The sequence below is a fragment of the Coprobacter secundus subsp. similis genome, assembly GCF_015097275.1.
GTDB classification, from domain to species: domain Bacteria; phylum Bacteroidota; class Bacteroidia; order Bacteroidales; family Coprobacteraceae; genus Coprobacter; species Coprobacter secundus.
Window position 1 is genome coordinate 219,497 of record NZ_AP023322.1, and the last position, 19,748, is coordinate 239,244.

The following is a 19,748-nucleotide window of genomic DNA, read 5'->3' on the forward strand; positions in this document are numbered from 1 at the left end:
GCTCATCCGGTAACGGGGGAATGGTATTGGGGGTACAACGTGCTGGGTGTGTTGTATGCGTGCTGGTATTGCCGGCGGTTGCGGCGTTGAGGGAGGTTTGTTGTACGGTGCTTGTGGGGGCATGTGCCCGGTGCGGGGCCGGTATATATATAATATGGTGTGATATGTTAAGAGAAAGTTTTGTGTTTTACAAGAGTTTTTACGAGGCGATTAGAGGTCTGCCGAGGGATATTCAGGGAGAGATTTACACGGCTATAATGGAGTATGGCCTATATGGTGAAGAACCTGTGTGTCTGAAGCCGATAGCCCGTTGTATTTTTACTCTGGTGAAACCTCAGATAGATGCGAACAACGCCCGGTATGAGAATGGCCGCAAGGGGGGCCGCAAAGGGGCTCAGAAACAGGAGGATGCTTCGGAGACGAAACCGGAACAGGGCTCGGACGAAACCGACGATAAACGGGTGGAGGATTTGGATGAAACCAAACCGGAACCGACGGTTAGCGAGACGGGGACCGAACCGGAACCCATGGTTGACGGAAGTGTAACCGAAGGGAAACCAAGCCCGAACCGACGGTTAACGGAACCGAAACCGACGGTTAGCCAAACCGGAACCGGACCGGAACCTAATGTGAATGGGAATGTAAACGAGAATGTGAATAAGAATGCCGATGATTATGGAGAGGGTTGCGCCCCCGCGCGCGAGGCAGGGGTGTGTGCGGCTTCTACGGGTATGGATGTCCTTGCCCGGAGGGAGAGGTTCCGGGAGATGCTGCGGCCTTTTGTCGGACGGTATGGTGAGGAGATGGTGGGGGCGTTTTTCCGGTATTGGTCGGAGTTGAGCCTGGACAGGCTGCATATGCGTTATGAGTTGGGACAGACGTTCGAAATCCCTTCGAGGCTGGGTTCGTGGGCGGCCAAGGAGGGGAAGTTCGGAGGGCCGGGGGGCCCGGTTGCCGCCCAGCATGTGGGGCAGAAGCTGGAGGCTACGTGTGCGGAGCTGGAGGAGCTGAAACGGCGTGCGGGGTTTTAGGAGTTCATCCTCTTTGGAGGGGTGCGCGGTATGTGATGAGATGATTTTGTTACTGTTTGGCGAGGAGGTATTTCTTGTCTTTGGGTGAATGCTTTTGGAGTAGGAGGCTGTGCTCGGGCGTCACACACCCCCCGCCCCTCTCGAGAGGGGAGATTTGGGATGCTTGTTTCTTGTTGGGAATGAGATGTTTGAGTGGGGATGTTTCCCCTCTTGAGAGGGGATTGAGGGGTGTGTCACGGAGAGGGGCGCGGCATAGGATGAGATTATTTTGCTGTTGTTTGGTGAGGTGGTGTTTCTTGGCTTCGGGTGATTGCTTTTGGAGTAGGAGGCTGTGCTTGGGCGTCACACACACCCGGCCCCTCTTTGGGACGGGGAGGTTCGGGAGCTGCGTTCTTTTTGGTAATGAGAGATTTGAGTGGGGATATTTCCCCTCTTGAGAGGGGATTTGAGGGATGTGTTACGGTGACGGTCGCGGCATAGGATGAGATTATTTTGCTGTTGTTTGGTGAGGAGGTATTTCTTGGCTTCGGGTGACCACTTTGATTTTCAGGTGGCTATGCACAGGCGTCACACACCCCCCGCCCCTCTCGAGAGGGGAGATTTGGGATGCTTGTTTCTTGTTGGGAATGAGATGTTTGAGTGGGGATGTTTCCCCTCTTGAGAGGGGATTTAAGGGGTGTGTTACGGTGAGGGACGCGGCATGGGCAGAGGGGTTGCGGGATACAGTTTCGAGAGGTTTAGTACTGCGGGGTGTTATCCGTCAGGCTTCGGGTGGTTGCTTTTGGAGTAGGAGGCTGTGCTTGGGCGTCACACACCCCCGACCCCTCTTTGGGACGGGGAGGTTCGGGAGCTACGTTCTTTTTGATGATGAGCGGTTTATGGCGTGTGGATTTTCTTTTGGGGGAGGCCGGTGTAAATTGAAATGATGTTGATATTTAGGTATGGAAGATTTTGAACAGACATTGGGTAGGATTATGGCGCACGGGTTCAATCCGGTGCGCAGTGTGGAGCGGTTCAGCTTTGGCGACCGGGCTGCTTGCGAGCGGCTGTTTTACCAGGCGTTCCGGTTTGTGGACAGGACTTGCAGGGAGGTGAGGCCTTTGCCGGAGTATGAGCAGATTATCGACTGGATGACGGATACGGGGGGCAAGGGGCTGATTCTGACGGGCGATTGCGGCCGGGGCAAGACGACGATATTGACGGGGGTGCTGCCTCTGCTGTTTATGCACTGCAAGGGGAGGGTACTGGCGCCTATTCATGCCGATAAGCTGCCGGGCGAGTTGGTGCCGTACTTGAAGCGGTGGGCATATTGTGTGGATGAGGTAGGGGTGGAGTCGAAGGTGAACAATTACGGTGAGAGGTACGAGGGTTTCCAGGTGCTTATCAACGAGGCCGAGCGGCTGCTGAAACCGGTGTTTGTGAGTACGAACCTGGACAGCGAGATGATGACCCGGCGGTATGACAAGCGTACGACGGACAGGGTGATACGGCTGTGCCGGGCTGTGCGGTTTGCGGGCGAGAGCCTGAGGGAGTGATGTTTTGCAAGTGGATAGTATAATTTAAAAAAAAGGAGTTTTTGTATATGGAGAGGTTATTGGGCGCTCATAATGCGCATACGGGTGCCGAGCCCCGTGGGGTATGGTCGAGGCTGCTGAATTTTACGGCCCGGTGCCAGAGGCTGGATGTCATGGAATTGCTCGACAGGGGGGTACGTTATTTCGACTTCCGGGTGAGGTGCGACGGCCGCACGGGCGAGGTGTATTTTTGCCACGGGCTTGTACGGTACCGGGGCAGCGTGACGGAGGTGCTGAGCCGGATGGATTCTTACTTGCTGTGCCGGGGTGAGGCGGGGTATGTGCGCATAGTGTACGATGATACGTTCGGACACGGGTACCGGCCTTTGCCGGCGGTGTTTGTACGCTTCTTGGATGTGCTGCGGCATGTGCGTGTGGTAGAGGTTGTGAGGAAGTCGGACTGGAGGGCCGTGCTTCCGGTGCAGGAGGTGAATGTGGGTGTCATGGATTGTTTCAGGAATTATCGGGGGTATCGGTGGATTCCTTGTCCGGACTTGTGGACGCGGCGGCACCGTGACAAGATACAGGGGTATATCGATGCCCATCGGGGGTATCTCAATCGTGATACGGTGTTTTTGTGCGACAGGGCGGAGCTTTTCAGGGTGTAGTGTTTTTTTTCTTGTTCTTTTTGATGTGGGGGAGGATTTTTATTGTCATGAGGGAAGGTATGATAGCAGAGATTCTTGAATTGAGGGATGTGCTGGGGCAGAAGAGCCGGCTGGCCGAGAGGGAACGCGGGTTGTGCGCTCCGGTGTTGCGCGACCAGGGGCTGATACCTCGTATTTACGGGTGGTTTTGTGAGCTGCGGGGCGGGGGCGAGGAGGTGTATTGCAGGAGGCAGTTTATCCTTATCGTATTGTTCCTGTATGCTCCTGCGGTGTTGGCGGGCGGGCGTATGCCGAGGGGATTGCGGCGGAGCATTGCGGCGGCGGCGGGTTTTACGGATGTCACGTTTGTTTCGCATAATGTGGATACGGTGTTTTTTTATTATCGTCATTATGAGGGTTTCCGCAAGGAGGTGGATGGCTTGTATGCCGCTATTTGTGCGCGGCTCGGGGCGGGGAGTCTTGTCAGGCTTTGAGGCGGGGTCGTATTTCTTGGGCTTCGGGTGACCGCTTTGGGTTTGAGGTAGCTGTGCTCGGGCGTCACACACCCCCTGCCCCTCTCGAGAGGGGAGGTCTGAATACTGCTTTTTTATTTGATATTTAGTGGTTTATGGTGTTGCAAATTCCCCTCTTGAGAGGGGATTGAGGGGTGTGTTACGGTGAGAGGAGCGGCATAGGATGAGATTATTTTGCTGCTGTTTGGGAGAGGTGGTGTTAGTCGGTTTTTCAGACCAATCGCACGGTCTTCCTGCCTATATGATGAAATGATTATAAACTTTCGGACATTGGAATGAAAAGGGTAGAGTCGCTGCACCGGATTCCGTAGGATACGTCGCGAACTCTGCCTTGCCGGGGAACCAGAATGTCTTTTTCTACAAGGTCTTTTATGTCTCGTACTGCCGTATCGGGTGATACCTTTGCATGTTTTGCCCAGTTCTTGGCTGTCAGTTTTCCGGGATAGCCGTCCAGATACAGGTTCAGCACTTCACGCTGTCGCTCGGACAGGACGGTTTGGGCGTGGTTTTGCCAGAATATGGCTTTGTTCAGCACCTTCGACAATGTCTCGTCGGACTGCTCGACGGAACGGAGCAGGCAATCGAGATACCAGATGATCCATTCTGTAATATCGCAATCTCCCTTTTGCGTTTTCTCCAATATGTCGTAATACTGTCTTTTATCCTTGTTTATCTGATGGGAGATACTGAAAAAGCGCATTTTGGAGTTTTCGGCCTGTGAAAGTGCCATATCGGCAATGGCTCGTCCGATTCGTCCGTTTCCGTCGTCGAACGGATGGATGCATACAAACCACAAATGGGCTATTGCCGATTTTATATAGTCCTTATGGGTGTCTGAGTTGAACCAGTCCAGAAACCGGTTCATTTCTTCGCCTACTTTTTCAGGGGCAGGTGCCGTATAATGTACTTTTTCCCGGCCGAACATTCCGGAAATGACTTTCATCTCTCCACTACGGTATCGGGCTACATCTATTTTTGCGGAACCGCTCCATCCGGTAGGGAAGAGGCAGTTGTGCCAGCCGAACAGTCTTTCATGGGTGAGCGGGGTGTTGAAATTGACGGTTGCGTCAAGGGCCATTTCTACCACTCCGTCTATGTAGCGGGAGGATTCTGTCAGATTTTGTAACTGTACTCCGAGTTTGCGGGCTACTGATGAGCGTACTTGCTCATTGTTCAATTCCACTCCTTCAATTTCTGATGATGCGATGATGTCATGGGAGATGGATTCGACTACGGCAGACATCTTGTCGTTGAAACCGATTGTGCTGAGACGTCCCATCAGATAGCCTACGGCTTTGTGTACCTTATTCAGTTTTTCACCGACAAGATACTTGTTCCACGAGAAGGAGGGCCATTCTTTATGTTCATGTATATACATAGGTATCCCTGTTTTCTGCAAATATACGGTTTTGCGGATAATAAACCGCAAATTATGCGGCTTATTATCCGCAAAAAGGCGGTATTTTTATGATTATCGGTATCTTACCTGATTTGTATTGTTGTTTTTCGGGGGGATTGCTGTTTGGAAATGAGTGGTTTGTGGCGTTGTGTTTCCCCGTCCCAAAGAGGGGATTGAGGGGTGTGTTACGGTGAAGGTTGCGTGCTGGGCTGAGATGTTTTTGCTGCTGTTTGGTGAGGAGGTGTTTTTTGGCTTCGGGTGGTTGTTTAGGATTTCAGGTGGCTGTGCTTGGGCATGATACGTGCACACTGGAATGATTTTCATGGATACTTGGTAGACCCGGTTGAAAATGGTTTGGGCAAAAGTCTGATACATGGAATGATGCTGAGGGCTGACTGCCCTCTGATGAAAGCTGTCACAAAGTAAGGATGCAATAGGGGTAGGGGGATATGCTGTTTGGAATTGTCGGGGGACTTCAAGAGACTACGCCAAACTTTCTGTTTCCGACAAATTGGCACTAAGACATTTTGCATTTTCCGACAAAATGAAGTGAAAACATTTTCTTATTTCCGACAAAACACATATACCCAGGAAAGGGTACGAATGTGCCGGTGTTGATGATGTTTGCCAAAGGAATGGATTGTGAGAGATACGATATTTATAAGCCATGCGACACCGGCAGATAATGATTTTTCGGGTGTGCCTGCTTTTGGAAATGATTATGAAGAAAAAATTGTAGGGAATGTCTGCTTTTGCAAAGGCAAATGAGGCAAAAATATCGCGATTGTCTACTTTGGAAAATTATGTCTGACTAAAATTATTTTCAGTGTCTACTTTTACAGGCTGGTACAAAGGGTGAATTGTTTGTCTTGGAAAAGCGGCAAATTTGTAAATATTATTCTTGGAAAAGCGGCAAAATTACTTTATTTTTGTAGTAGGAAAGCGGCAAAAACAATCTCCGTCGCTTCGGATAATCGGATAAACAGGGGTGAGTCATGTTAAGGAGGAAGATAGCGATGAAATTTTTCTCATAGTTTTTTTGTTTTTGTTAATTCAAAATAATCTGACCAATTGTTATATCAGGGGGAAATTTATAGTAATGGAGTGCGGGGATAGGTGTGTAATTTTGTAAACCAAATACTGAATATATCATGAATCGTAATGTATTGAAATCGGTGGCCGTGGTTGCGGCGTTTCTTGTCGGTGTGTCTATCAATGACTCGTGCGGTGATTCTCCTTATGGGGGTGATACGGCAGAGTTGTGGAGCAGTGTCCGCTCGTTGACGGAGGAAGTGGCGGAGCTGAGAACGGAGAATAAGGACTTGAGGGACGAAATTGCCCGTTTGAAAAAGGAGGTTGCGGACCTCGGCAACGGGGAGGGTAATACTTCGGGTGAGTTTTTGGTCGACGGGTTATACTTTGATAGAAATGGTCAGGTGAGTTCGAAACCTAAAAGGCAAACCGGTGACGAAAGTGGTTTTTCTCTTGTTGAATATCGTTATGACGATCAAGGGCGTGAAAAAACTCGAATATATTATGCAAAAGGTTATACGACAACGTATGGATACAGTTATTCCGGAAAGAATGTAACATCGATACAGACTACAGAATATGACCCGAGTGTGTATCCTGATAGCAAGAATACATCAAGTACGTCTGTAACCGAGTATTATTGATATGGCAGGCAGGCGGGTAGGATTGTTTCCCCGGGAAATGTTTTTGCGAGAGAAAGTATTCCCGGGGGTATCTGTACGGGTTTCGGAATAGGGTCGATGGGGGTTATTTGTCCCGGATATCGACAACGGGGATTGTTTTGCCTCTGTTCTTGAATGTTCCTATTTCGTAGGATGGTTTTTAATATATTGGCAAACAATACGGATGACCACAATAAGAATTTTTCATTTATCATGAGTGAGGAGGGTACATGGAGTTTGTCTCTGGCATACGATATGGCTTATATGTTTGATAGTGGGGGATTCTTGCCCAACGAGGATCATTGCATGTATATCAGGACAAAGCTTCGGAAATTTACACGTGATGATGTTATCCGGTTTGCTAAGGACAATGAAATACACCGGCCTGATGCAATCTATGTGATATAGTCAATGTCTTAAAAACATTCCGCGCGGTTGCTGCTAAATATGGTGTTACGGAGCAGTGGATAGGGCGTGTTGAAACGACTATTGTCAAACTTTAAAAACTGTGTTTTTCGTTTTCCTCTGCGCTCGCCTTTCACTATCTTTGGTTTAATTTCGATATAGGGAAAAGTCGAGGCGGACATTAAATTTCAATATCTGTAGTAATTTATATCATTGTTTTTTTAATTGGGAATATTCTTTTACATTTGTTTGTATGGATATATTATCATATATAGAATTTTTTGGATGGAGGAAAACAACAAGAGATTTAATGCATATAGAATACTTGAATTATGAATACCTTCAAATCTATAGATGAACTGTTACGTGTACTTGAAAGGGAGAAGCTTCTGCTGAAACAAATGTTTCAGAAAAGACCTTCTACTTCCTTAAAATATGATTATGCACTTGAACTTTCGGAGTATAAGGAGGAAAGAATTAAATATCTTATTGACTATGGAATAATAAGAGATAACGGGAATTTCCTTGAAATGGAGGATGTATATCTTAAGTTCTTTGAGGATGTATTACAGGTCAATGAAAACATAAATGTTTCGTTTGTGGATGATTATCTGGGACGTTTGAATGAGAATATAGATTATTATCTTAAAGAGGATAATGAACAGCGAAAATATAATTATCATAAGGAGGTAAGGCGATGCCTGAAGAATATCGCAATGATTACCGTGCGCAATGTGATAGACCTGAAACGCAACATTGACAATACATATAAAAATGAACCGAATTATCGTGTAAAACTCTCAAAACTGAAAAATCTTGATGAAAAGCGCAAGAACATAGCTCTTCTTATCAACAGGAGTGAAGATATAATAGAAAACAGTCAGCCTGTGTTTTTCAGAGTAGCCATGGACACTCAAATGCGCATAGTGGTAAATGATGTGAAGCTACAACTTAATGATTCGTACCATAATCTTATTGAGATTGAAAAGCAGATTATTCATTACTTGAATCTTATAGCTTATCAGAATAGAATATTCGAAAAGGTACGGCGTCTGAAATACCTTCGTGACCAGTTCCTTTTGGAGGAAAAAACTGATATTCTCCAGATTGTCAATATGAGAAATCCTGTATGGATGGAGCCTCAGACCAATTACCGGATAAAGTTGTCGGTAGATAATCTGCGTACATCTGCAGCGGCATTGGAACTTATAGGAAAAGTCGTATCCAAAAGAAAGAATCAGACGAAAGGGCTCAAGAATATGGCGGATGCGATACCGCCGGAGTATATGAAAACTGAAGGTGAGGTTCTTGATCTGATAAACTTACAGGAAATTTATAATGCTTTTTCGGCATCAAGCAGTCATTTGTTTAAGTTTGTAATGGGTTACAATTATCATAAGAAATTGAATACAGATGACAAAATATTGTTTTTCTGTCAGATAGCATCGCAGTATGCCGAAGGACTGAACTTTACCGATAATTATGAAACAAGTTATGATGTAGAATATCCTTTGATATATTCCAGATAATTCCAAATAACTACATAATCAGAATAAGCATGAAATATACGGAAGAAATATTCAATATATTGAGTAAAGGCGGATTTATTTCTGCAAACAGCGTTTCTCCGGCAATAAAACGCTACTATGATGCTATAGAAGAGGATTTGACCGACTATTATGAGTATTATAAAGGCATTGGTTTTTATCTTGAAGGTGGTGATGGATATTATATGTTTACCCGTCAGGAAGCGAAAGTTGACTTTGAACGCAAACTTGAAGCAGTGATGAAATGGATAGACTATCTGAGTTTCCTTAAAACGTATGATGCCACATTCGGTCCGGGATTTAAGTTCCGGCCGGCAGACATAGAAGTTCAGATAAGTTGCCAGATAGAATTGAAAGATAAGGCTTCCAAACTGTTTCAGGATAAAAAGAAATATAACGAGGTCGTGGAGAAACTCGTTTCGGAACTCGAGAAGGCAGGAATGATAGAACTTGAAAATGAACATGATAACACTTATAAAGTATTGACGGCATTTCATTATATGGAGGATTTGGTGGATTGCATAACAATATCGGAGGAAATGAACGATGAGATATCTCAATAAGGTAATATTTCTGAACAGCGCTCATGTACCGTATGCCGAAGTGAAGCTGGATGGCAATGTACATTTTATCGGTACACAGGGTGTAGGTAAAAGTACGCTTTTGCGAGCTGTCTTGTTTTTCTATAATGCAGACAAACTCAGATTGGGTATCCCGAAAGAAAAGAAAAATTTTGATTCTTTCTACCTTCCGTTTGCCAACTCGTATATAGTTTATGAGGTGATGCGCGAAAATGGCTCGTATACCGTAGTGGTAACAAAGTCAATGGGTAGGGCAGCTTTCCGCTTTATTGATGCTCCATATAGTAAGGAATGGTTTGTTGATGGTAAAAACGAGGTATCAGCTGACTGGAGCGTTATTCGTACAAGAGTGTCAGAATCCGGTGTAAAGGTGTCGTCGCTGGTTATTGGTTACGATATGTTTCGTGATATAATATTCGGAAACAACAAGAAGCCGGAATTACTTCAGTTCCGTAAGTATGCGATTGTAGAGAGTTCTCGATACCAGAATATACCGCGTACAATTCAGAATGTATTCTTGAACTCAAAGCTTGATGCCGATTTTATCAAGGATACCATTATACAGTCAATGGATGATAATGAGTTTGTAGTCGACCTGAGCTATTATCGGAGTCAGATAGAAACTTTCGAACAGGAATATTCCGATGTAATGCTATGGATAAAACAGGATAAGAATGGCGTAGTTCCTGTCAGGAAACAGGCCGATATGGTGATAAAGGGATACAGAATGCTGCTGTTTGCTGAAAAGCAGATTGAAAACGGGAGGGAACAACTTAACTACTCTGAAAAGATGGCACGCCGGAAACTTCCTGAACTTGAGGAACAGCTTTTGCAACTGGAAAGGGATGCCGAACGGTATATGCGTTTGCTGGGAGAAGAGGAAGATAAGTTTGACAAAGAGCACGACAGATTGATAAAGTTAAGCGGCATTATAGAATCGGACCTGAAGAGGATAAAGGAAAAACGTAAATATTATGAACAAGAGCGCATTGATGAGGTTATATCGAGAGTAAATAAGAAACCGGCACTGGAGTACGAATTGGAGTCACTGAATAAATTCTATAAAGAACTGACAAGTACATATGATGATGTAATCGGCAGATATTCTTTGATAGAGCAGGGTATTGATGCCGATTTTGCCAGGTTTGAGAATGAGATCAAGGATAGAATTCTATGCCGGAAAGAAGAACTTGGTAAGAGACTTGCTGAATTAATGAAGAAAAGCAACAATCAGACAGCAGAAATACGTTTTGTCTACGAGGAGAAGTTGAGAGCCCAGGCCGATAGCAAGGAACTGTTGCAGGAAGAAATATCCAGCCTGAAACAGCAAAAAACAAGGGTTGAATGTTTTGTTCATTTTAAGGATGAAATTAATGACTGTGAAGAACGGTTGAGAAATATATCTTCCGAGGAAAAGGATACGGTAGTGAAAGTCGACCGCATGAAGTTGGAGTGTGACCGTCTGAGACAAAAGTCGGATACGGAAGTTATGGTGGTTGAAAAAGAGTTTGATGGGAAAATAGATGAAATATTACGTTATAAAAAACAACTGGACGCTGAAATAGAATCATTAAATGTACTGATAAACAACAGTAAAGGATCTTTTTGCGAGTGGCTCGACAATAACAGACCCGGATGGCAGGAGAGCATCGGCAAGATTGCCGATGAGGAACTGATACTTTACAATCCGGACCTTTCTCCCGAACTCTCAACCGATGGTGGAAGTTCTTTCTATGGTGTGAAAATTGATTTGGCGGAGGTGCAGCGTGAATTACGCTCTCCGGAACAGCTAAAAACGGAATTTGAAGCCCGATCGTCTGAAAGGGATGAATATATAAGAAAAATCGGTCTTCTAAATGAAGAAAAAACAAGGCGTATTGAAGACATAAAGAGTAAGTATAGGAAGCGGATTTCTGCCATGTCAGACGAAAGGCATCTTCTTGAAATTCAGTTACAGCAATATCCGTTTCGGGAAAAGAATATTAAAGCGGAGTTGGCTTCATGGGAACGCAAAGAATCGGAATGGAAGAGAAACAGGCTTGAAGAAATAGAAACACTTATAGGAGGTAAGGAAAAGGAAAGACAAAAATGCAGTAACAATGAAGAACTTCTGAAACAGGAAAGAGAAAAGCGAATTTTTCAGATTGTTGACGAACAGAGGAAGGCAGAAAAGAAAGAGCGTAGTGCTACTGATGTTGAGATACAGGCAGTAAATAAGGAGCTGGCCGATCGCCGTATGGATGTGGATATCAGAAAAAAGGAACTTCTCAGATTGCAGGATGAGGAGTTAAATGGCAAGGGTGCAGATACGTCGGTTATCAATACTTATAAATCAAAAATTGATGCTGTCAAGGCTGAATTGGATTATATATCCCAAAAACAGGCATTTGTGTGGAATTATGAAAAAGACAAAAGGGAACTGTTTGACCGTGAGCCGGAACTGCGTGACAACGAGAAAAACAACAATATGCACCTGAGTGAACTTAAAGAGAAATATGAATTGCGGAAAAACAAGCTCACCGGTCAGTATGATTTTGTAAAGAAACATATAAACAATAAGTCGGCCGAATGTGATTCTATCAAGAATGATCTTTCTGTTCTTGAAAATTTCCGTAAAGATGAAGGTTTCTGCCCTCCGGAGTCGTATACTTCTGAAGAACTTCCAACGAATAAATCTTGCGGGGTGATAGTGGATGAACTGAAAAGCCTGATAGTTTCTCTTGGGAAGGATACTGAAAATTTCAAAAAGGCAGTAAATCTATTTAACGGTAATTTTACTGCGAGAAATACGTTCAGTTTCCCTCAGTCTCTGTCGTGTGATTCCGATTATAAGGATTTTGCATCCAACTTATGTGAGTTTGTGGAGAATAATAAGATTGCCGAATTCCAAAACCGCATAAGTGAAAGGTATGTAAACATAATAAGACGCATATCTAAAGAAACAGGAGAACTCACTCAAAGCGAAAGCCTGATTCATAAAACCATAAGAGATATTAATGAGGATTTTATAAAACGTAATTTTGCAGGAGTGATACGTAGTATCGAACTCCGGCCTTTGCAGAGTAATGACAAACTTATGCAGCTTCTGATAGAAATAAAGAATTTCAATGATGAGAATAGTTTCAATATGGGTGAAATGGACTTGTTCTCACAGGATTCCCGTGAGAATGTGAATATCAGGGCTGTGAAATATCTTAATGCATTCAGCAGACTGCTTAAGGATGAGCCTGCCAGGAAAAGCCTTGCTGTTTCTGATACCTTTAACCTGCAGTTCCGTGTCATGGAAAACGATAACGATACAGGCTGGGTAGAGAAAATTGCAAATGTAGGTTCCGACGGCACTGATATACTGGTTAAAGCTATGGTAAATATCATGCTTATCAATGTGTTCAAGGAAAAGGTCTCAAGAAAATTCGGAGATTTCAAGGTGCATTGTATGATGGATGAAATAGGCAAGTTACATCCGAATAACATAAAAGGTATACTTGAATTTGCCAACAGCCGTAATATATTGCTCATAAACAGTTCGCCTACCACTTATAATGTAGAGGACTATAAATATACTTATCTGTTGAGCAAAGATGCGAAAAGCAATACTAAGGTAGTGCCATTGCTTACGCGAAAATAAAAATACCTTATAATATGGATATAAATAAAAAACGATTTACAATATCTGTTGCGAGGAAGCTCCTGCACATGCTTGAAGGAGGAACCGTTCCTTCAAGCTCATTACCGCATTGGATAGTTGATGAATTGAGGCTGGAGGGACTCTTAACCGGAATAACCAGTGGAAGCAGGGTTTCCTATCGTCTTACTGATGAAGTGGCATTTAGCAGATATATTGCAGACAATTATACATCTGGCAATTCACTTGAAAGGTGGATTGATGTTTTATTGAATGAAAATAATGATTTACAGCGTAGCACACTTGTACAGTACACCGGAGATTCAAAGACTGTAAAATTGAGGACTTTCAGAGGCTTTTTGGTGAACTGTTACGAACCTATAGCCGCAAAGATAGAACAGGAAGAGTTTCTTATATCACCTATAGAGGGGATTGCTGTGTTCGTTCAAAAACCGGAGGTGTTTTATATACCATCCGACGTTGTTGTGGTAGGTGTGGAGAACGGTGAAAACTTCAGTCGGATACGATGTCAGAAACATCTGTTCGGTGATCGTAAAATTCTGTTTGTATCACGATATCCACAGTCGACAGATTTAAGGGAATGGCTTATGAAAATTCCCAATAAATATATACATTTCGGTGATTTTGATTTGGCAGGTATCTTTATATATCAGTCGGAGTTTTATAAATATTTAGGCGAAAGAGCAAGTTTCCTTATCCCTGAGGATATAGATGCAAGGCTAAGGACCGGAAATGACGTACTGTATAATACACAATATCTTAGGTATAAAAATATGAAGATTGCAGATGCACGCCTGGATAAGTTGGTCGAGATGATTCATCATTACAGGAGGGTGTACGAACAGGAAGGGTATGTTGTAGCAAAATAATTGTGTTGTAGAGGTCATAATATTTTTTGGATTGAAAATTCGGACATCAACCTATCATAAAATGATGAAAAAGCATTATATTTGTATATTATATGATGTATTGAGATATGACAAGGACGACAATGGGCACCAAGTTGCCAAGGAGATTGGAGCAGAAGATGCGGATGGTCGGTGAGCAGATCAGGCTGGCCCGGTTGCGCAGGAATTTTAGTGTCGCTCAGGTTGCCGAACGTGCCACCTGTTCGCCTCTTACGGTTTCGCGTATCGAGAAGGGGGCACCGACAGTGGCTATCGGTATTTATCTCAGGGTGCTTTATGCCCTTCAGCTGGATGATGATATTCTTCTGCTTGCAAAGGAAGATGCGATGGGGAAGGCATTGCAGGATTTGAGTCTCAAGAAACGGGAAAGGGCATCCAAAAAAGAATAAGCTATGAAAAGACTCTATGTGTTTGCTGACTTTGATTGGCTGAAAGAACCTAGGTTGATTGGAGAACTGAGCTATGAATCACTTCGTGGCTCGGACAGTTATGGATTTTGCTATAGTGATGACTGGCTAAGGGACTATGGCAACTTGTTTCTTAGTAATGATTTGAACAACTATCCCGGACAGCAATACACGGCTCCCGACAAGGATATTTTCGGATGTTTTTCTGATGCCCTTCCAGACAGGTGGGGACGTACATTGATCAATCGTCGGGAACAGATTCTGGCAAAGGAAGAGAAACGTCCGGTACGTCGGCTTTCTTCATTTGATTATCTTGTCGGGATTGAGGACTTTTCCCGCATGGGAGGTTTCCGTTTCAAGGAATCCATGGATGGAAGATATATCAATGCAAGTGAAGTCTTGTGCATACCGCCACTGGCGGAAATCTGTGAGTTGATTGCTGCCGGTTCTGAAATAGAGAAAAGCGAAGAAGAGAACAGGCTGCCAGAAATGTGTTGGATTGCTCAGCTGGTACAGCCCGGTTCATCTCTTGGAGGGGCGCGCCCGAAGGCAAGCGTGATAGATGAGAACAGGACTTTGTATATAGCAAAGTTTCCGTCCCGTAAGGATGATTATGATGCAGGCCTTTGGGAGCATTTTTCGTATCTGTTGGCAAAGAGGGCCGGAATAAATGCCGCAGAGACAAGAGTAATCTCCACAAATGACAAATACCACACTTTGCTCTCCCGACGGTTTGACCGGAGGGAAAATGGCAAGCGCATACATTTTGCTTCGGCCATGACTCTTTTGGGCTTGAATGATGGTGACAATGCCAATACCGGCAATGGCTATCTGGATATGGTCGATTTCATACTCCAGAACTGTACCCATGTGGAGGATAATCTGAAAGAACTGTATCGCAGGGTCGCATTCAATATCTGCATCGGTAATACGGATGACCATTTCCGCAATCATGGTTTCCTACTGACAGCCAAGGGATGGACTTTGTCTCCGGCCTACGATATGAATCCCTCGCTGAATGAATATCAGAGTCTGTTAATCAACAGCGTTACCAATAAATCGGACTTGAATGAATTGCTGGACTCTTGTGAGGAATATATGCTTCAGGGGCAGACAGCTCGGCAAATCGTCAGTGAGGTTCTGGAGGCAGTCGGGGAATGGCGGTCATTGGCCACGCGACTGGGTATTGCAAAAAGCGAACAGGAGCGCTTTGCTGCTGTCTTTGAGAGGCAGATCAGGTTATGTAATCCACTGTAATAAAATATAGGGCTGGCAGTCCGTATTTCGCCCGGATGGAGTTGCAGACCTTGACAGGACGATGCAGCGTATTCGTGTCTGTGGCATCCGGCGCATTCCGGATTGGCCGGTACGGGCGTGTCTGGGAAGCGGGAGAGGGATTTTTTTGGGGGGGGGAGGGTCGGCAACCTTCCTTATTTATTTGAGCAAAGAGTCATATATTTTCTCGGGAACGTCGGGCAGAATCTTCCTGAGCCGGGCGAGTATCCGCGCGCGCGATTCTGAAGGGGTGCGGCCGGGAGGGCAGGTTTCCCGCCCGAAGAGGTTTTCCGGAGTGGTGAGCAGGGACCAGCCCCAGCCGTATTCCCGCCCGTGGCGGTCGTGGGGATAGATGAAGTCTTTCGTGACGATGTAGCCGCCCATCTCCAGGCGGGTCAGGTAGGTATCGAACCGGCTCCGCATTTTCGGGCCTGTGAAGCCGCATGCCGCCCGTAGTTCGCGGGTGGTGAGGCTGCCTTCGGTTTTCAGGGTGTCGAGGATGGCTTCTTCTATGCTTCTTTCTTCCGGGTAGGGGTATACGCTCCGGCGGTAATTGCAGAAGTCGGGCCACCACTCGCGGCTGATAAATGCTGCCTTGCTGCCGAGGAACTTGCCGTATGCACAACCGCTTTCTTGCAGGATGGAGCTTTTCCACTTCCAGAGCGGCCATTCCCATCCGCCGTCGGGCAAACGGGTGTACCGGCAATCCTCGTCCACGGCTTCTTCTGCCGACCATCCGGGAATGCCCATGTGCAGTAGGGGAAGGAAGCCTATGTCATTGATATAGTCGATCAATTCGGGGCAGGAGTGTAAGGGTTCTTTTTTCATTTTCCGGTTTCTCCGTTGATTCTTTTCTTCACTATGGAATATGCTTTTCGGAACAGGGCCGAGTGTTCCATCGTCTGTACCATCTCGCGGAAACGGTGCACCGGTATCACGAAGGTAAGTTCGTGTGCCGGAACCAGGGGGCGGGCGGAGGGGTCGAGCATGCCGATAAAGCAGCTCCGGCCGTTTTTCCGGTTCTCTTGCACGGCAAAGGTCACGATGCTGCAACATCCCGATGCGAAACGTGTGCATACGGCGTCGTCGGCGTCGTTGTCGTAAAAGGCCCAGGAACATAGGCCCGATAGCATGTCGGGGGTGGCGAAGAACAGGATGCCTTCTACGTCGTCGAGTGTGGATAGCCGGTCCATGCGTACAAAATTCAGACAGGGCTTTTCTGCCGGGCGTATGTCAAGGTTGCGTATATATTCCCTTACTTGCCCGGGGGTCTGCTTGTAATGTTCCGTCTCCGAGACGAACCCGGGTATGCGTTCCTGCATGGGGGCGAAAGCGGTGTACAGGCTTCCTCCGCCGCACGACACGTTGCCGGCAGTCAGGGTAAGCGGTTCGCCGTCGCATACTTTGCGTACGGCCCCTATCATGCAACGCGGTATTTCCCTCTCTTCCGTGGCGGGTGTATGGCTGTATCCGAAGGCGACGGGGAGCGGTGTGGCATTCCCGAAGGCTTCTTTGTATCTTTGCAAGAATGTCTGTATCATAAGTGCTTCATTTTGTTTTTGTCCGCGGATTCCGTGAATGGCCCGGAAGGCAGCCCGGGTTTATTGTCGCGGCATGCTTCCCGGGACGGGCTTCCTTTGTGGCGGCAAAGGTTTCGTCATCGGGTCCGGAATGTGTTGCGTCCGTCAGGGTGCTTCCGGAGAAGTTATTCGGGCTTCTGTCTGCTTTTGGGGCTTGTTCCTGTAAGGCTCGTTACAAGTCTTCACGCAGATGAGACGAGGCCTGTTTTCCTGCCACTGTTTTCCTGTTGTTTTTGTATTGTATCATAAATGTAGTACAATGTCATGCAATAAGCAAACTTTTTTTGTTTTTTTACCTGTACCGGCCTCCAAAAGTGGACTCTGAAAATAATTTTAGTTAGGCATAATTTTCCAAAGTAGATAATCTTCTTTTCTGGGATGGGGAGGTTTTGGGATGCTATTTTTCTTCTTGGTGATGAGTGATTTGTGTGTTGTTTTCCCCTCTAGAGAGGGGATAAAGGGGTGTGTTATGGTGAGGGACGCGGTGTGGGATGAGATGTTTTTGCTACTGTTTGGTGAGGAGGTGTTTCTTGGCTTCGGGTGACCGCTTTGGTTTTAGGAAGCTGTGCACGGACGTCACACACCCCCTGCCCCTCTCGAGAGGGGAGGTTTGAGATGCTTGTTTCTTTTTGGTAATGAGTGGTTTGTGGCGTGGATGTTTCCCCTCTTGAGAGGGGATTAAAGGGGTGTGTTACGGTGAGGGTCGCGGCATGGGTCGAGGGGTTGCGGGATACAGTTTCGAGACGCTTGGTATTGCAAGGTGTTATCCGTCAGGCTTCGGGTGACCGCTTTGATTTTAGGAAGCTGTGCACGGACGTCACACACCCCCGGCCCCTCTCGAGAGGGGAGGTTCGGGCGCTGCTTTCTTGTTGATAATGAGTGGTTTGATTGGGGATGTTTCCCCTCTAGAGAGGGGATTGAGGGGTGTGTTACGGTGAAAGTTGCGGCAAAGGCAGATGGGTTGCGGGATACAGTTTCGAGACGCTTGGTGTTGCAAGGTGTTATCTGTCGGCTTCGGGTGGCAGCTTTGGTTTTCGGTGGCAGTGCTTGGGCATGGCCGTCGGGCTTCGGTCTTTGTCCGGAAGGGGGGGGACGGGGAGGATATTTCCCACAATTCGGGAATTGTGGTTTTATGCCTTCCGGAATATTTCGGGGAAAGTAATTTACTGCTTACTTTTATGCTGTCATCGGATTTTTGCACAGGGTATCGGGCAGGATGTTCCGGAATATATGCAGTCGTGCCCGGGCGATGGTGGGAGGGTCTGACGGACAAGGTAATAATGAGTAGTTAATTTTTAAAATTTTGAATGTTATGTCAGAAAAAAGAGTGATTTCGGCAATAAAAATCAAGAGTTTACGGTATGGTGAGGTATTGAGTGCAGCTCCGACAGCGGAGACTATCGCCGGATTGTTTACCGCGGCTACGGAGATTTCCAATTCGCACCAGGATACTTTTACTTATGAGGAGGCCGAGCCGACGGTGAACAGTTATAAGAACCAGTTGAACGGGCAGGTGTACCGCTCGGATGTGGAGCCGGGGGCTGTTTCCATCAGTTTCAGCATTGGTGCGTATGATTTTGAGACCAAGGCGGCTATGCAGGGGGGTACTGTGACGGCGGGTACTGAGACTGCGGGTGAGGTCTGGGCAAGGTCCGGCGGCAAGGGGCTTATATATAAGTCTTTGTATGCCTTGACAGAGGACAATGTCTGCATTGTGTTCCCCAAGGCGCTTATCTCGGGTCGTGGGGTGTCTACCGATAATGCCATTGCGGTGGCTGTGAAGGCTACTCCGGAGGAGATTTCGGGTACTGCTATTGCTTCCGAGTATTGGTTTGACGTGGCCGGTGAGTCTGAAATCGTAGGGTAAGCGGCTTGTTTTTCCTGTCCCGGAGGGTGAATATGGCTGTTGGTGTGGTGCTTGTCGGCTTCGGGTGACCGCTTTGATTTTCAGGTGGCTGTGCCCGGGCGTCACACACCCCCGCCCCTCTCGAGAGGGGAGATTTGGATGTTGCTTTCTTCCTGAAAGTGTGGGGATTGAGAGGGGAGATTCAGATACTTATTTCTTTCTGAAAGTGAGTAAGTTATATAAAGGTTGCTGTTTCCTCTCTCCGGTACAGGAAAAATATTTGGTGTATGTTTTTTTTTTAATTTTTGGTAATATGAATGAAGCAGGTAAGAATATTTCTTCGTTGTTGCTGGGACAGAGGTTCAAGACTTTTGTCGTGGGCAGGCGTGCTTATACGGTGTATTCTCCTTCTATCAAGGTGATATGCCGGGCGATCGGTGAGTTTGCGGATATCGATATTCCGGAGCAGGGGACGCTTGCCGACATGGTCAGGGCGGTGCCCGGGTGTTCGCAGAAGATACTCCGCGGCATAGCTTGCCTTGTTGCGGGTAATGCCGATGGCTGGGAGGAGGTGCGCGACCGCATTGCCGGAGAGCTGGAGGAGGGCACGCCCGGGGAGATAAACGGGGCTTTGAATGCGTGTGTTTCTCTGATACAGGGCAGTGATTTTTTCGCGTGTGCCGCCTTAGCGATGAGCGTGGCAAGGATGGCGGCAACACCGAGGTAGCGGGGGGC

General features: G+C 46.4%; 21 protein-coding genes and 1 pseudogene. 19 read left to right on the forward strand and 3 right to left on the reverse strand.

The annotated features are described in order from the left end of the window. The first annotated feature begins 20 nt into the window (after positions 1-20). The 6 genes from Cop2CBH44_RS00780 to Cop2CBH44_RS00805 all read left to right on the forward strand — a co-directional run bounded on the left by Cop2CBH44_RS00780 (position 21) and on the right by Cop2CBH44_RS00805 (position 3,686). Positions 21-1,031, forward strand: coding sequence for a DUF6291 domain-containing protein (locus Cop2CBH44_RS00780; protein ID WP_200755343.1), 1,011 nt, complete (start codon positions 21-23; stop codon positions 1,029-1,031). Positions 1,032-1,781: 750 nt separating this feature from the next. Next, positions 1,782-1,952, forward strand: coding sequence for a hypothetical protein (locus Cop2CBH44_RS00785; protein ID WP_200755344.1), 171 nt, complete (start codon positions 1,782-1,784; stop codon positions 1,950-1,952). A 20-nt stretch (positions 1,953-1,972) separates the two neighbouring features. Then, positions 1,973-2,566 (forward strand): P-loop NTPase family protein, encoded by a 594-nt coding sequence (locus tag Cop2CBH44_RS00790; protein ID WP_200755345.1) that lies wholly within the window; start codon positions 1,973-1,975, stop codon positions 2,564-2,566. Between the two features lie 103 nt (positions 2,567-2,669). Beyond that, positions 2,670-2,876, forward strand: coding sequence for a hypothetical protein (locus tag Cop2CBH44_RS00795; protein WP_200755346.1), 207 nt, complete (start codon positions 2,670-2,672; stop codon positions 2,874-2,876). Between the two features lie 10 nt (positions 2,877-2,886). Further along, complete coding sequence (locus Cop2CBH44_RS00800; protein WP_200755347.1) at positions 2,887-3,213, forward strand: hypothetical protein; 327 nt, start codon at positions 2,887-2,889, stop codon at positions 3,211-3,213. 59 nt (positions 3,214-3,272) lie between these two features. Next, positions 3,273-3,686 (forward strand): hypothetical protein, encoded by a 414-nt coding sequence (locus Cop2CBH44_RS00805; protein ID WP_200755348.1) that lies wholly within the window; start codon positions 3,273-3,275, stop codon positions 3,684-3,686. Between the two features lie 292 nt (positions 3,687-3,978). Here Cop2CBH44_RS00805 and Cop2CBH44_RS00810 read toward each other — a convergent pair whose 3' ends face one another. After that, positions 3,979-5,103 carry a Fic family protein gene (locus Cop2CBH44_RS00810; protein ID WP_200755349.1) on the reverse strand — a complete coding sequence of 375 codons (1,125 nt, stop codon included), beginning with the start codon at positions 5,101-5,103 and terminating at the stop codon, positions 3,979-3,981. Positions 5,104-5,418: 315 nt separating this feature from the next. On the opposite strand from Cop2CBH44_RS00810, the gene Cop2CBH44_RS16580 reads away from it, so the two are divergent. The 10 genes and pseudogenes from Cop2CBH44_RS16580 (at position 5,419) to Cop2CBH44_RS00850 (ending at position 15,569) form a co-directional block, all read left to right on the forward strand. Continuing rightward, entirely contained in the window at positions 5,419-5,550 is a 132-nt protein-coding gene (locus Cop2CBH44_RS16580) for a hypothetical protein (RefSeq protein WP_276512460.1), read from the forward strand. Between the two features lie 216 nt (positions 5,551-5,766). Further along, positions 5,767-5,892 carry a hypothetical protein gene (locus Cop2CBH44_RS16585; protein WP_276512461.1) on the forward strand — a complete coding sequence of 42 codons (126 nt, stop codon included), beginning with the start codon at positions 5,767-5,769 and terminating at the stop codon, positions 5,890-5,892. A gap of 383 nt (positions 5,893-6,275) precedes the next feature. Next, positions 6,276-6,800 carry a septum formation initiator family protein gene (locus Cop2CBH44_RS00815; protein WP_200755350.1) on the forward strand — a complete coding sequence of 175 codons (525 nt, stop codon included), beginning with the start codon at positions 6,276-6,278 and terminating at the stop codon, positions 6,798-6,800. A gap of 159 nt (positions 6,801-6,959) precedes the next feature. Next, positions 6,960-7,312, forward strand: a pseudogene (locus Cop2CBH44_RS00820) (HipA domain-containing protein); the annotation flags it as partial. 243 nt (positions 7,313-7,555) lie between these two features. Beyond that, on the forward strand, positions 7,556-8,752 hold the full coding sequence (locus Cop2CBH44_RS00825; protein WP_200755351.1) for a hypothetical protein: 1,197 nt from the start codon (positions 7,556-7,558) through the stop codon (positions 8,750-8,752). 29 nt (positions 8,753-8,781) lie between these two features. Further along, on the forward strand, positions 8,782-9,333 hold the full coding sequence (locus Cop2CBH44_RS00830; protein ID WP_200755352.1) for a condensin complex protein MksE: 552 nt from the start codon (positions 8,782-8,784) through the stop codon (positions 9,331-9,333). Next, the gene (locus tag Cop2CBH44_RS00835; protein ID WP_200755353.1) at positions 9,317-12,979 is read left to right on the forward strand and encodes an ATP-binding protein; all 3,663 of its coding nucleotides are present in this window, start codon (positions 9,317-9,319) and stop codon (positions 12,977-12,979) included. Before Cop2CBH44_RS00830 ends, Cop2CBH44_RS00835 begins: the two co-directional genes overlap by 17 nt. Before the next feature lie 14 nt (positions 12,980-12,993). Further along, positions 12,994-13,866, forward strand: a complete 873-nt coding sequence (locus Cop2CBH44_RS00840) for a DUF7281 domain-containing protein (protein ID WP_200755354.1) — start codon at positions 12,994-12,996, stop codon at positions 13,864-13,866. A 107-nt stretch (positions 13,867-13,973) separates the two neighbouring features. After that, the gene (locus Cop2CBH44_RS00845; RefSeq protein ID WP_200755355.1) at positions 13,974-14,294 is read left to right on the forward strand and encodes a helix-turn-helix domain-containing protein; all 321 of its coding nucleotides are present in this window, start codon (positions 13,974-13,976) and stop codon (positions 14,292-14,294) included. A 3-nt stretch (positions 14,295-14,297) separates the two neighbouring features. After that, on the forward strand, positions 14,298-15,569 hold the full coding sequence (locus tag Cop2CBH44_RS00850) for a type II toxin-antitoxin system HipA family toxin (protein WP_200755356.1): 1,272 nt from the start codon (positions 14,298-14,300) through the stop codon (positions 15,567-15,569). Positions 15,570-15,746: 177 nt separating this feature from the next. On the opposite strand, the gene Cop2CBH44_RS00855 is transcribed toward Cop2CBH44_RS00850, so the two are convergent. Together Cop2CBH44_RS00855 and Cop2CBH44_RS00860 are read right to left on the reverse strand one after the other, a co-directional pair. Continuing rightward, positions 15,747-16,415 carry an AlkZ-related protein gene (locus Cop2CBH44_RS00855; protein ID WP_200755357.1) on the reverse strand — a complete coding sequence of 223 codons (669 nt, stop codon included), beginning with the start codon at positions 16,413-16,415 and terminating at the stop codon, positions 15,747-15,749. After that, positions 16,412-17,128 (reverse strand): DUF169 domain-containing protein, encoded by a 717-nt coding sequence (locus Cop2CBH44_RS00860; protein WP_200755358.1) that lies wholly within the window; start codon positions 17,126-17,128, stop codon positions 16,412-16,414. The genes Cop2CBH44_RS00855 and Cop2CBH44_RS00860 overlap by 4 nt, the downstream gene beginning before the upstream one ends. Before the next feature lie 820 nt (positions 17,129-17,948). On the opposite strand from Cop2CBH44_RS00860, the gene Cop2CBH44_RS00865 reads away from it, so the two are divergent. The 3 genes from Cop2CBH44_RS00865 to Cop2CBH44_RS00875 all read left to right on the forward strand — a co-directional run bounded on the left by Cop2CBH44_RS00865 (position 17,949) and on the right by Cop2CBH44_RS00875 (position 19,740). After that, positions 17,949-18,329: a hypothetical protein gene (locus Cop2CBH44_RS00865; RefSeq protein ID WP_200755359.1), complete on the forward strand. Its 381-nt coding sequence runs from the start codon at positions 17,949-17,951 to the stop codon at positions 18,327-18,329. 150 nt (positions 18,330-18,479) lie between these two features. Then, positions 18,480-19,034 (forward strand): hypothetical protein, encoded by a 555-nt coding sequence (locus tag Cop2CBH44_RS00870; protein ID WP_200755360.1) that lies wholly within the window; start codon positions 18,480-18,482, stop codon positions 19,032-19,034. Positions 19,035-19,194: 160 nt separating this feature from the next. Continuing rightward, positions 19,195-19,740: a hypothetical protein gene (locus Cop2CBH44_RS00875; RefSeq protein WP_200755361.1), complete on the forward strand. Its 546-nt coding sequence runs from the start codon at positions 19,195-19,197 to the stop codon at positions 19,738-19,740. Positions 19,741-19,748 lie beyond the last annotated feature (8 nt).